General features: G+C 73.9%; 11 protein-coding genes. 4 read left to right on the top strand and 7 right to left on the bottom strand.

What is annotated here, in order from left to right:
- The first annotated feature begins 206 nt into the window (after positions 1–206).
- Entirely contained in the window at positions 207–923 is a 717-nt protein-coding gene (locus TBIS_RS03005) for an ABC transporter permease (RefSeq protein ID WP_013130862.1), read from the top strand.
- Positions 924–1,081: 158 nt separating this feature from the next.
- Here TBIS_RS03005 and glmM read toward each other — a convergent pair whose 3' ends face one another.
- The 3 genes from glmM to rplM are packed head-to-tail and all read right to left on the bottom strand — an operon-like array spanning position 1,082 to position 3,434.
- Complete coding sequence (gene glmM, locus TBIS_RS03000) at positions 1,082–2,437, bottom strand: phosphoglucosamine mutase (RefSeq protein WP_013130861.1); 1,356 nt, start codon at positions 2,435–2,437, stop codon at positions 1,082–1,084.
- A 1-nt stretch (position 2,438) separates the two neighbouring features.
- Entirely contained in the window at positions 2,439–2,960 is a 522-nt protein-coding gene (gene rpsI, locus TBIS_RS02995) for a 30S ribosomal protein S9 (protein ID WP_013130860.1), read from the bottom strand.
- A 30-nt stretch (positions 2,961–2,990) separates the two neighbouring features.
- Positions 2,991–3,434 (bottom strand): 50S ribosomal protein L13, encoded by a 444-nt coding sequence (gene rplM / locus TBIS_RS02990; RefSeq protein WP_013130859.1) that lies wholly within the window; start codon positions 3,432–3,434, stop codon positions 2,991–2,993.
- Between the two features lie 290 nt (positions 3,435–3,724).
- Between rplM and TBIS_RS18015 the strand changes: the two genes are divergently transcribed.
- From TBIS_RS18015 to TBIS_RS18955, 3 genes are all read left to right on the top strand, one after another.
- The gene (locus TBIS_RS18015; protein ID WP_158306171.1) at positions 3,725–4,525 is read left to right on the top strand and encodes a CAP domain-containing protein; all 801 of its coding nucleotides are present in this window, start codon (positions 3,725–3,727) and stop codon (positions 4,523–4,525) included.
- 401 nt (positions 4,526–4,926) lie between these two features.
- Complete coding sequence (locus TBIS_RS02980; protein WP_013130857.1) at positions 4,927–5,865, top strand: hypothetical protein; 939 nt, start codon at positions 4,927–4,929, stop codon at positions 5,863–5,865.
- Positions 5,866–8,081: 2,216 nt separating this feature from the next.
- Complete coding sequence (locus TBIS_RS18955) at positions 8,082–9,035, top strand: hypothetical protein (protein ID WP_158306170.1); 954 nt, start codon at positions 8,082–8,084, stop codon at positions 9,033–9,035.
- Here TBIS_RS18955 and truA read toward each other — a convergent pair.
- The 4 genes from truA to rpsD form a co-directional block, all read right to left on the bottom strand.
- A complete protein-coding gene (gene truA, locus TBIS_RS02970; protein ID WP_013130855.1) occupies positions 9,025–9,909 on the bottom strand; it encodes a tRNA pseudouridine(38-40) synthase TruA in 885 nt (294 codons plus the stop codon). The genes TBIS_RS18955 and truA overlap by 11 nt on opposite strands.
- Positions 9,910–10,020: 111 nt before the next feature.
- Positions 10,021–10,593, bottom strand: a complete 573-nt coding sequence (gene rplQ / locus TBIS_RS02965; RefSeq protein WP_013130854.1) for a 50S ribosomal protein L17 — start codon at positions 10,591–10,593, stop codon at positions 10,021–10,023.
- A 158-nt stretch (positions 10,594–10,751) separates the two neighbouring features.
- Complete coding sequence (locus TBIS_RS02960; protein WP_013130853.1) at positions 10,752–11,774, bottom strand: DNA-directed RNA polymerase subunit alpha; 1,023 nt, start codon at positions 11,772–11,774, stop codon at positions 10,752–10,754.
- A 159-nt stretch (positions 11,775–11,933) separates the two neighbouring features.
- A complete protein-coding gene (rpsD, locus tag TBIS_RS02955) occupies positions 11,934–12,560 on the bottom strand; it encodes a 30S ribosomal protein S4 (protein ID WP_013130852.1) in 627 nt (208 codons plus the stop codon).
- Positions 12,561–12,578: the final 18 nt, after the last annotated feature.

The following is a 12,578-nucleotide window of genomic DNA, read 5'->3' as shown; positions in this document are numbered from 1 at the left end:
CGCGGCCGAGGGCGGGCGTACGACGGGCGGGCGGCGCGCGGCCGGCCGGGGCGCCACGGCCGGGGCGTCCGGCCCGCGCGCGCTCGGGTGCCCGCCGTGGCATCTCACCCCGGTCCCGCGGCGTCCGCGGGACCCCACCTGACCCTGGCCGCCTCCGGAGCGGGCGGGAGGCGGCCGACGATCACCAGCCGTGCGGAGCGAGGCGAATGAACGCTGTAGTGGCGAACATCACATATCGGGCGATGCTCGGGCGGAAGCGCGTCTGGCCGCTGGTGCTGCTGCCGGTCTTCCTGCTCCTGATGGCCGGCGCGCTCCGGCTGCTCAACGGGCAGGACGAGCAGCTGGCGGTGAACATGCTGAGGTCGTTCGCCATCGGCACGGTGGTGCCGCTGATCGCGCTGATCGTCGGGACCGGGGTGATCGCCCCGGAGATCGAGGACGGCACGATCGTGCACCTGCTCGCCAAGCCGATCCCCCGGGCAGTGATCGCGTTCACCAAGTTCACGGTCGCGGCCACGCTCGTGGTGGCCTTCGCCGTGGTGCCCACGGTCGCCGCCGCCTGGGTGCTCATCGGCATGGAGTCCGGCGTGACGGCCGGCTACGCGCTCGGCGCCCTCGCGGCCGGCGTGGTGTACACGGCGGTCTTCCTGGCGCTCGGCATCGTCACGCGCCACGCGATCACGATCGGGGTGGGCTACGTGCTCATCTGGGAGAACCTGATCGCTCCGCGCGTGCCCGGCGCGCGGCGGGTCTCCGTGCAGCAGTGGGCCCACACGATCGCCGACCAGATCTCGTCGTCGGTCTTCGTCAAGAGCGACGTCGCCCTCGGCCTGGCCCTGCCCGCGGTGGTCATCGTGACGGCCGGGGCGCTGCTGTGGGCGGCGCGGCGGCTCAGGGCGTTCTCCCTCACCGGGGACGCCTGATGCGGTGACCGCGGACACGCCGAGGGGCGGCCCGGGATCCGGGCCGCCCCTCGGCGTTTCACGTCAGATCGTCGGAAGGGCCACCGGATGGAGCACCGGCCCCCCGCCCAGCCATGAGGCCACCGGGACACGCCGCCGGCGCGCCCGGCGGCGAGGAGTCAGCCGCAGACCTTGCGGACCACCTCGGCGAGCCGGTGCGCGATCGACTCGGCGTGCTCCTGGGATCCGGCCTCGACCATCACCCGGATGATCGGCTCGGTCCCGCTCGGCCGGAGCAGCACCCGGCCGGTCTCCCCCAGCTCCGCCTCGGCCTCGGCGACCGCCTCGCGCAGCTCGGGGGCCGACGCCTTCGACTTGTCCACGTCGCGCACGTTGACGAGGACCTGCGGCAGCCTGGTCATCACCGCGGCGAGCTCGGTCAGCGAGCTCCCCGAGGCCGCCACCCGGGCGAGCAGGTGGAGCGAGGTGAGGAGGCCGTCCCCGGTGGTGGCGTGGTCCAGCATGATCACGTGGCCGGACTGCTCGCCGCCGAGGTTGTAGCCGTTGGCCTGCATGGCCTCGAGCACGTACCGGTCGCCGACGGCGGTCTGCACCAGCTTCAGGCCGGCCCGCTCCAACGCGATCTTCAGCCCGAGGTTGGACATGACCGTGGCGACGACGGTGCCCTTGGCGAGCCGGCCCTCGGCGTTCATCGCGAGCGCCAGGATCGCCAAGATCTGGTCGCCGTCCACCGGCTCACCACCGCCGGTGACCGCGAGGCACCGGTCCGCGTCGCCGTCGTAGGCGACGCCGAGGTCGGCACCGCGTTCCACCACGGCCCGCTGCAGCGTCTCCAGGTGGGTCGACCCGACGCCGTCGTTGATGTTGAGGCCGTCGGGCGAGGCGCCGATGGTCTCGACCTGGGCGCCGGCGCGCCGGAGCGCCTCCGGGGCGACCAGGTGCGCGGCGCCGTGCGCGCAGTCGACGACGATCCGCAACCCGTCGAGCCGGTGCGGGAGGCTGTCGAGGAGGTGGGAGACGTACCGCTCCGCCTCGCCGTAGGCCTCCCGGATGCGGCCGACGGCGGCGCCGACCGCACGGGGGCGCCGCTCCCCGAGCCGGGCCTCGATCTCGTCCTCGACCGCGTCGGGCAGCTTGAAGCCGCCCCGCGCGAAGAACTTGATGCCGTTATCCGGCGCGGGGTTGTGCGACGCCGAGAGCATGACCCCGAGGTCGGCTCCCAGCGCCGAGGTCAGGTACGCGACCGCGGGGGTGGGGAGCACGCCGAGCCGCAGGACGTCCACGCCGGACGACGCGAGGCCGGCGACCACGGCCGCCTCGAGGAACTCCCCCGAGGCCCGCGAGTCCCGGCCCACGACCGCCACCGGGCGGCCACGCCGCCCGGAACCGGCGCTCAACTCCCCGGCATCACCGAGCACGTTGGCGGCCGCGACGGCCAGATCCATGGCCAGTTCCGCGGTGAGATCGCGGCCGGCGACCCCTCGTACCCCGTCGGTGCCGAACAGGCGCCCCAACTTACCGCTTGCTGTACTGCGGAGCCTTGCGGGCCTTCTTGAGGCCGTACTTCTTCCGCTCCACGACGCGGGCGTCACGGGTGAGGAAGCCGGCCTTCTTCAGCGGCGGACGGTTGACCTCGGTGTCCAGCGCGGCGAGGGCGCGGGACAGGCCCAGCCGGATCGCACCGGCCTGGCCGGAGATCCCACCGCCGTGAACGCGGACGAAGACATCGAAAGCCCCCTCGGCACCGAGCACGGCGAACGGCTCGTTGACGAGGTGCTGGTGGATCTTGTTCGGGAAGTACGACTCGAGCGAACGGCCGTTGATGGTCCACTGCCCGGTGCCCGGCTTGATGCGAACCCGGGCCACGGCCTCCTTGCGGCGGCCGGTGCCGTACGAGGCGCCGGTGATGACCGGCTTGCGCACGGCGCTGTCGTCGGCGGGAGCGGACTCGGTCGTGTAGTGGGACGGGTACTCCTCAGCGGAGTAGCCTTCCGGCTCGCCCGCGACGAGCGTGTCGATACCGCTGGGCTCGGCCACGGTTCTCCTCTAACTCTCCTGGCTCGGCGGCTACTGGGCGATCTGGGTGATCTGGTAGGGCACCGGCTTCTGCGCCTGGTGCGGGTGCTCGGGACCGGCGTAGACCTTCAGCTTCTTCGCCATCTTCCGGCCGAGGGAGTTCTTCGGAAGCATGCCCCGGACCGCCTTCTCCACCACTCGGTCGGGGCGCTTCTTCATGAGCTCTTCGTAGGTGACCGAGCGGAGACCGCCTGGGTAACCGGAGTGACGGTACGCCCGCTTCTGGGTGAGCTTGTTACCCGTCAGCGCGACCTTGTCGGCGTTGACGACGATGACGAAGTCACCCGTGTCCACGTGCGGGGCGTAGATCGGCTTGTGCTTACCGCGGAGCAGGATGGCTACTTGGCTGGCCAGCCGGCCGAGCACAACGTCAGTCGCGTCGATGACCCACCACCGACGCTCGACGTCGCTGGACTTCGGTGAGAACGTGCGCACGGCAGTGCCTCTGTGGGATTCAGGAACTCGGTAGGTTGCGCAGGCACGGCGACAACCTCCGTCTCCACGTGTATGGGAGAAGACGCCGGACGCGCCGTGCACCGGTCTTTGGGCAGACCGATCCACACACAACGAATAAGCAGGGTACCGGCCTGCCGCCGCCAGGTCAAAACGCCGCGCGGCTCCGCAGGGCCGCGCAAGGGCCGCCCGGCGATAGGCCGGATTCTATCAAATCCGTATCAGAAGTCCTTTTACCTCTAATGCCGCACCTCCTTATATTGGGCTGCAACATGCGGCAGACCATTCGCTCCACGCAGCCCACGCGGACGCCCCGGCCGGGCACCCTCCTGGGGCTGCTGAGCTGCGCTGCCGCACTGCTGCTCACCGGAGTGGTGATCGGCCGGGTGACCGCGGCCGAGGGAAATGGCGGCGAGCAGGTCTATCTGCATTTTCCCGAAACCCAGCCCTCCACCGCCGTCACTCCCGCCGGTGTGGCGGAACACACCTCCCGTTCGGCCGAGCGGTGGGGCGACCGCCCGCCCCTCGATCCCGTCCGCCGCACCCCGGCGCCCACGCCCTCCGCCCGGGCGACCCGGACGCCCGCCCCGCGGGCGACCAGCGAGGCCGGCGGGCCGGACGGCGGCGGGACCGTGGTCCACGCCCACTCCGCCGGCGAGGAGGCCGACGGCCCGCACTGGGACGCCACCGGCCACCCCGAGCTGGAGCGGGAGGTGCTCCGGCTGGTGAACCTCGCGCGCGTGGCGCACGGCTGCCGGCGGCTGCGCCTCGACCCCCGGCTCGTCCGGTCGGCCCGCCGCCACGCGGCCCAGATGGCGGCGAGCGGCCGGTTCTCCCACACCTGGTCGGACGGCACCACCGCCTGGGACCGGATGGCCGCCGCCGACTACCCGGACGGCGCGGCCGAGACCATCGCCCGCGGCTACCGGAGCGCCGAGGCCGTGGTGGCCGGCTGGATGGCCCGCAAGGCCGACCGCCGCACCCTGCTGGACTGCCGGATCGTCGCCGTCGGCATCGGGGTGAGCATCGGCCCCACCGGCTACTGGTGGACCGGGGACTTCGGCTACTCCTGACCCTCCCGCACCGGTGGGAGCACCAGGCTAATCTCGGGCGCATGGGTTATCCCGGCGAGCAGCGAACACACCGTCCGCCCTACCTCCACCAGGCCGGCCGCCCGGACGGCGACCCCTGGCAGGCCGGTGGAGGGTCGTGGCCGCCGTACGCGGGCCATGGCCGCCGGGAGGACGCGCCACGGCGGGACGCCGTGCCGTACGGACCGGAGCCGGGCCCCACTCCCCAGGCCGGGCCGTACGGGTGGGAGACGGGTCCCACCCTGCAGGGGGCCATGCCGTACCGGCCGGATCCGGGCCACACCCCACCGGGCGGACCGTACGGCCCCGAACCGAGCCACACTCCACAGGCCGGGCCATACGGACCAGAACCAGGTCACACTCCGCAGGGTGGGCCGTACGCATTGGATACGGGGCACGCTCCGCTGGGCGGGGCGCACGGGCCGGAACCGGGCGGCACCCCGCAGGGCGCCGCGCCGCACCAGCCGGAGCCCGGCCCCGGGCCCGGTGGGCCTGGCCCGGGCGAGGAGTCACCGAGCCGGCGGGACGAGCAGAGCCGCACCGCGCCCGGACGGCGGCAGCGGCCCGCCGAGCAGGCCGAGCCGGCGTGGGACCCCGACGCCCGGGGCCCGCAGTGGATCAAGCCGCTCATCCTCACCGGCGGCGTGATGGCGCTGATCGGCGCACTCTTCTTCGGCCTGTGGACGGCGGCGAAGAACGAGAAGCCCGCGGCCCCGGTCGCCACCCCCAAGCCGTCGAGCTCCCTGCCGAGCTTCCCCACCGGCAAGTACGGCTTCGCGGCCTCGCGCAAGACCGACAAGACCCCGCTCACCGTGAAGGAGCTGTTCGGGAAGGCGAAGTTCGCCACCAAGGGGCGCGGGTACGTCCGGACGGTCTGGCGCAAGGAGAAGCGCTGCGAAGACGGGGTCAACGGCGACAAGATCAAGAAGGCGCTGCGCTCCGGCCGCTGCACCCAGCTGATCAGGGCCAGCTTCCGGGACACCAAGAACAAGATCATCGGAACGGTGGGAGTCGCCAACCTCGCCACCTCCGCGGCGGCGAAGAAGGTCGCCACCGCCGGCGGCGGGAAGGAGCGCGAGGACTACCTCAAGCCGCTCCCCGGGAAGGACGAGGCGACCAAGCAGCTCGGCAACGGGGACGCGTACGCGGGCGGCTGGACCTACGGCCACTACGCCGTGCTGCTGTGGTTCCAGTTCAAGGACGGGCACAAGCCGAACAAGAACGAGCTCAAGCAGCTCTATCGGGCGGCGAACGACATCGCCGACCAGACGGTCTTCCCCGCCCTGGAGCACCGCTCGCTCACCGGCGGGCGCCGCGCGTGACCCGGGCCCGCCGGGCCGCGCGCCGCGGTGATCCATCCGGCATCGGGCGGCGGAAAGCCCGATAGCGGCCCTTCGACCTCGTTCTCATCGATACGCTTCCGGCTATGCGTGGCCAGGATCCCGGTTCCGAGCACGAGCACGAGCAGGACACGGCGCGGGTTCCCCGCGAGCCGGACGCGGCCGGCTCCGCGGCCGCGCCCACCCCGCCGGGCACCGGCCGTTCCGCGGACGGCCCGGGATCGCCCACACCCGGCCAGGCACCGGCCGCCGGCTCGCGGTCCGGCGCGCCCACCGGGCCGGGTGCGCCGTCCTCCGGCCCGCAGACCGCGCAGCCCGGCGCACCGGGCACACCACCACCCGGCGCACCGCAGGGCGGGCCCCACCCCGGCGCACCGGACGCGCACGCCCAATCGGAGAGCGGACGGCAGGCGGGGCCGGGCGTGGGCGCTCCCGCCGCGCCGCTGAGCGGGCAGCCCGGGCCGGGCGCGTCATCGGGATCGCACACCGCGCCATCATCGGGATCGCGCACCGCGCCGCAGAGCGCGCCCCAGGCCGGTCCCGGCATGCCGCCCGGGCCGCACGCCCCCGGGCCGGGCATTTTGTGGTTCCCCGGCCCGCAGACCGCGCAGCCCGGCGCACCGGGCACGCCACCACCCGGCGCACCGCAGGGCGGGCCCCACCCCGGCGCACCGGGCGGGCACGCCACTCCCCCGGGCGCACCCCAGGCCGGACCGGGCACGCCGCCGGGCGGTACGCCCGCCCCGGAGCAGGCGCCACCGCCCGACCCGGCGGTGACCCGGCCATTGCCCGCCTTCCCGCCGCAGTCGCCACGGCCGGGTGACGGCGGTGCCGTGCCGTACCCGGGCGGGCACGCCCCGCCGTACGCCGACTACCGGCCGCAGCGCTTCCCGCACCCGGCGCCCGACAACCCGCCTCAGCCTCCTCCGTACCGGCCTCCGGCCGACCGGCCGCAACCGCCTCAGGGGTACCCGGGCCCCGGGCCGTACCCCGGTACGCCGCCCGCCCCGGCGCCGCACCCCGGGCAGCCCTGGCCCCCGCCCCCGGGCGGCCAGGCACCGGCCGAGCCCGGCGGGGGTCTCCCTCCCATGCCTCCGCACGGCGCCATGAGCCCTCCGGCGCCGCCCATGGGCCCGCAGGCCCCCGCGAACCAGCCACAGGCCCCTGGGACGCCCATCGGCCCGTCCCAGGCCGCCACGAACCCACAGGCGCCCGCGAACGCGCCACAGGCCGGCCCGCAGACGCCCCCGCGGCCCGGCGCCGCGGGCTGGCCTCCACCGGTGCCCGGCCCGTCCCGCGGGCCGGAGCACGCCCTCGCGCACGGTGCCCGGGACGGCGGGGCGCCGGCGCATGCCGCCGAGCCCGCCCCATGGCCCACGGCCGGGCCTCCCGCTCCGCCGCCGGGCGCCCCATGGCCCGCGCCCGGATGGCAGGCGGGACCGGCCGGGCAACCGGCCCCGCCCGGAGGCTCGGGCGAAGCCCCGCCCTGGCCGCCCAGGCTGCCCGGTGAGCCGTCCCCGGAAACGGCCGGTCCGGGTGGCGCCGGCATGCCGCGCTCGTGGCCGCCGCCCGCCGCCTACGGCACGGAGCGGCCCGCACCGGTCCCGGCGGACGGCTCCGCGCCGCGGCCCGGCGCGTCCTCGCCCGCGGATCCGCGGAGCGGCACCCCGGACGCCTCCCAGGCGGCCGGCCGTCCCGGCGAGCACACCGGTACGGCTGAGCCCGCCACGGCCACGGCGGCCGCGCAGGGCGACGCACCCAAGGAGGGCGCTCCCGCCGCCGGGCCCGGGGCACCGCGACCGGAGCCGGCCAAGGAGACCGAACCCACCGGAGACGGCGGTGGCCCCACCGGGGACCGCCCGCCGCGAGACGGTTCCGCCACCCGGCCGCCCCAGGCCGCCGCGCCCGAGCGGCCCGCCGAGGCCGGCGCCCGCCCCGCCGGAGCCGAGGCCCAGCCGGCCGGCACCGAGACGAGCCCCGGCGAGACCGGCACGCGGCCCACCGGCACGGATACGCGCCCGGCCGGCACCGATGCGGCCGAGGCCGCGCCCGCGCCGGGCGCGTCGGCACCGGCCGCCGGGGAGACGGCCCCTGAGGCCTCGGACCCGCCCGGCCAGACGGCGGAGGAACGGCCGGCGGACGACCGGCCGGCATCGGAGGAGCAGGACGACCCCGCGCAATCGGAAGGTCAGCACACCATGCCGCTCCGCCTACCGCGTTCCGACACGTCCTCCGGCGAGCAGGCGACCTCGCCGGCCCAAGACCGCAGGGACCCCTCGGCACCGGGCTCGATGTTCACCCCGGTGATTCCGGCGAAGGCGGCCCGGCCGCCCATGCCACCGCCGTTCGGCGCGCCACCGCCTCCGCAGAGCCGGGCGGACGGCCCCGGCGCGTCCCCGGAGACCGGCCGGCCCTCGTCCCAGCAGGACCCCGGCCGCCGCACGCTCTCCGGGGCGGCGAAGAAGGTGGTGATCGCCGCGGCCTCCGTGGTCGCGGTGGCGGCGATCGGGACCGGCGCCTTCCTCGCCTACGGCGGCCCCGACGAGGGCACCGCCCGGAGCGGCGCCACGAGCAGCGCGGCACCGGCCACCACCGAGCCGGAGCCCGAGCCGACCGGCCCCGACGCGAAGCTCGACTCCGAGACGACCGACCCCAACACGCTCACGCTCAACGAGGCCTTCCCGGAGACCCGGGTCACCGTGGCCGGCCGGACCTTCCGGCGGGTCAAGGTCCACTCCACCGACGAGTGCGACCAGGCCGCCACCGGGGCGTTCGCCACCGCGCTCGCGGAGCAGCACTGCCGCCGCGTGCTGCGCGCGACCTACGTGGACCGCGAGCGTGACTTCGCGGTCACCACCGGCATCGCCGTGCTCCCCACCAAGGAGGCGGCGCTCACCGTCGACCGGGCCAAGGACCTCGGGCGGAACGTGTGGTTCCGCGGCCTCAACGGCAAGCAGGGCAGCGGCGCCGAGCGGATGGAGATCGCCGGCGGCTACGGGGCCGGCCTGGTCTGGGGGCGCTACATCGTGTTCAGCTACGCGACCTACTCGGACGGGCGCACGCCCGGCCCCGATGACACGAAGCTCGCCCCGGTCAGCGGCGCCTTCCGCGACCACACCACGAAGGTGATCGAGAAGCGGCTCAAGAAGTGAGCGTGCGCACCCGGCGGGCCTGGGCGGCGCGCCGCGCCAGCTCCTCGGCGGTCTCCGGGTAGCGCACCTCCTCCAGGGTCAGGCCGTGCGCCGGGGCCACGCGCACGGCCGAGTCGCGCACGGCTCGCGCGAGCACCTCGGCCGGCCACTCCACCGGCCGCTTGCCCTCCCCGACGGCGAGCACGGCGCCGACCAGGGACCGCACCATGGAGTGGCAGAAGGCGTCCGCCACCACGGTCGCCTCGATGATCCCGTCGTCGCGCCGGGCCCACTCGAACCGCCGGAGCTCCCGGATGGTCGTCGCGCCCTCGCGCTTCTTGCAGAAGGCGGCGAAGTCGTGCTCGCCGAGCAGCCGGACCGAGGCGGCGTTCATCAGCTCGACGTCGAGCGGCTTGGGGTACCAGAGCACCTCCCGCCGCCGCAGCGGGTCCACCCCGCCCGGGGCGTCGCAGACGCGGTAGCAGTACCGCCGGCAGAGCGCGGAGAACCGGGCGTCGAAGCCGTCCGGGGGCACGGAGACGGCGAAGACCCGGACGTCGGGCGGGAGCACCGCGGCGAGCCGCCGGACGAGCGCGGAGCACAGCTCCGGGAGGCGCTCCGCGGGCGGCGTGGCCGTCTCCCTCCCGCGGGGTTCGAGGATGGCGAGCGCGGCGAGCGGGAGGTCGACGTGGACGACCTGGCCGCGCGCGTGCACCCCGGCGTCGGTACGGCCCGCCACGGTCAGCCGGGGCGGGGCCTCCAGCCGCAGCAGCGTGGCGAGCGCGGCCTCCAGCTCCCCCTGGACGGTCCGCAGGCCGGGCTGCCGCGCCCACCCCTGAAAGTCCGTGCCGTCGTACCCCAGGTCGAGCCTGAACCGCACCGGGTCTCGATCCACCGCGTCTCCTCCGTTGCCCTCCGGCGTCGCTCGGCGATGACCGTCCGCGAAATGAGCGGGCCCAGCATCCCACAATGGGGAGCCGGGCCCACTCACGGTACGGCCTGAAGGTCAGGCTTCGTCCTTCTTCTCGTCCTGCTTGCCGCCCTCCGCGGCCTCGGCCTTCTCGGCCTCGGCGGCGGTCTCGGCCTGCTCCTGGGCGGCCTCGGCCTTCGCCTCGGCGGCCTGCTCCTCCTGAGCGGCCTTCTGCTCCTCGGCGGCCTTCGGCTGCTCCGCCTGCTGCTCGGCGGCGGCCGGAGCCTTGCGAGCCACCCGGACCGGCCGCATCGGCTCGGTCACCAGCTCGATGATGGCCATGGGGGCGTTGTCACCCCGGCGCGGGCCGATCTTGGTGATCCGGGTGTAGCCACCGGGACGCTCGGCGAACGTCGGCGCGATCTCGGTGAAGAGGTGGTGGACGACGCTCTTGTCACGGATGACCGCCAGCACCTGGCGGCGGTTGTGCAGGTCGCCCTTCTTTGCCTTGGTGATCAACCGCTCAGCGAACGGGCGCAGACGCTTGGCCTTCGCCTCCGTGGTGCGGATCCGGCCGTGCTGGAACAGCTGCGTGGCGAGGTTCGCCAGGATCAGCCGCTCGTGGGCCGGGCTGCCGCCGAGACGGGCGCCCTTGGTGGGCTTGGGCATCGTGTGTGCTCCTCATGGACGAACCCGCCCCGGCCGTATCAGGTACCGGGGTCGGGCCGACCGGCATGCGCCGGTCGGTACCTTCATGGCTTGCCAGGCAGACCGCTGGCGGCGGTGCCGCCCCGGCCGGGCCGGGCGGTCACCGTGCCGAGGGCCGCTCAGTACTGCTCGGTCTCGATGAAGCCGCGATCCTCGTCGTCGAGCCTCCCACCGCCACCGGCGACCGTGGCCGGGTCGAACCCCGGAGGGGAGTCCTTGAGGGTGAGGCCCATCTCGGCGAGCTTCTGCTTGACCTCCTCGATCGACTTGGCGCCGAAGTTCCGGATGTCGAGCAGGTCCTGCTCGCTGCGGCTGACCAGCTCACCGACCGTGTGGATGCCCTCACGCTTGAGGCAGTTGTAGGACCGGACGGTGAGGTTGAGCTCCTCGATCGGCAGCGCCAGGTCGGCGGCGAGGGCCGCGTCCGTGGGCGACGGGCCGATCTCGATGCCCTCGGCCTCGACGTTGAGCTCCCGGGCGAGCCCGAACAGCTCGACCAGCGTCTTGCCGGCCGAGGCCACGGCGTCCCGGGGCTTGATCGAGGGCTTGGTCTCGACGTCGAGGATCAGGCGGTCGAAGTCCGTGCGCTGCTCGACACGGGTCGCCTCGACCTTGTAGGTGACCTTGAGAACGGGGGAGTAGATCGAGTCGATCGGGATACGTCCGATCTCCTGCCCCGGCTGCTTGTTCTGCGCGGCGGAGACGTACCCCCGGCCACGCTCGACGGTCAGCTCCATCTCGAGCTTCGCCTTGCCGTTCAGCGTGGCGATGTGCAGCTCGGGGTTGTGCACCTCGACACCGGCCGGCGGCGCGATGTCGGCGGCGGTGACCTCACCGGGCCCCTGCTTGCGCAGGTACATCACCACCGGCTCGTCGTGCTCGGACGAGACGACCAGCTGCTTGAGGTTGAGGATGATGTCGGTGACGTCTTCCTTGACCCCCGGCACGGTCGAGAACTCGTGGAGCACGCCCTCGATACGGATGCTGGTGACCGCCGCCCCGGGGATCGAGGACAGCAGAGTACGCCGGAGCGAGTTGCCGATGGTGTAGCCGAACCCCGGCTCCAGGGGCTCGAGGATGAACCTGGACCGGTACTCGGAGAGGGGCTCCTCCTGGAGTGTCGGACGCTGTGCGATGAGCATTGGGACTCCCCCTGTCTCCGGGACGACGCCGGATCACCGGCGATCGCCGGCTCCGCGCCGTCCCCAATAACGGTGACGCCCGCTATATGACGCCACTCGGTTCCACTCCATGATGCCGTACGGCCCGTACGGGGGTACGGCACCGCATGACGTCGCCGATTACTTCGAGTAAAGCTCGACGATCAGCTGCTCCTGGACCAGCGTGTCGATCTGCTGCCGGGTCGGGAGCTGGTGCACGAGGATCCGCATGTGCTCCGTCGAGACCCCCAGCCACGCGGGGATCTTCTTCTCGGAGTGGGTGGCGCGGGCGACCTCGTACGGCATCAGGTGGCGCTTGTTCTCGCGCACCTCGATGACGTCGTGCTCGCGAACCCGGTAGGACGGGATGTTGACCTTGCGGCCGTTGACCAGGAAGTGACCGTGCCGCACCTGCTGGCGGGCGGCGTCGCGCGACTCGGCGAAGCCGGCGCGGTAGACCACGTTGTCGAGCCGGCTCTCCAGGATCTGGAGCAGGTTCTCGCCGGTCTTGCCGGGCCGCCGGCTGGCCTCCTCGTAGTAGCGGTGGAACTGCTTCTCGAGGACGCCGTAGATGCGGCGGGTCTTCTGCTTCTCCCGGAGCTGGAGCTGGTACTCCGACTCCTTGGGACGGCCACGGCCGTGTTCACCAGGCGGGTAGGGACGGATCTCGATGGGGCACTTCGCGGACTCGCACTTCTTGCCCTTGAGGAAGAGCTTGGTCTTCTCCCGGCGGCAGAGCTTGCAGTCCGGACCCGTGTAACGAGCCATTTCTCTTCTCTCCTGAGC

This window comes from Thermobispora bispora DSM 43833, from assembly GCF_000092645.1.
Classification (GTDB): Bacteria; Actinomycetota; Actinomycetes; order Streptosporangiales; family Streptosporangiaceae; genus Thermobispora; species Thermobispora bispora.
The sequence above is the reverse complement of the archived record's forward strand: the minus strand, read 5'-3'. Positions and strand labels throughout refer to the sequence as shown.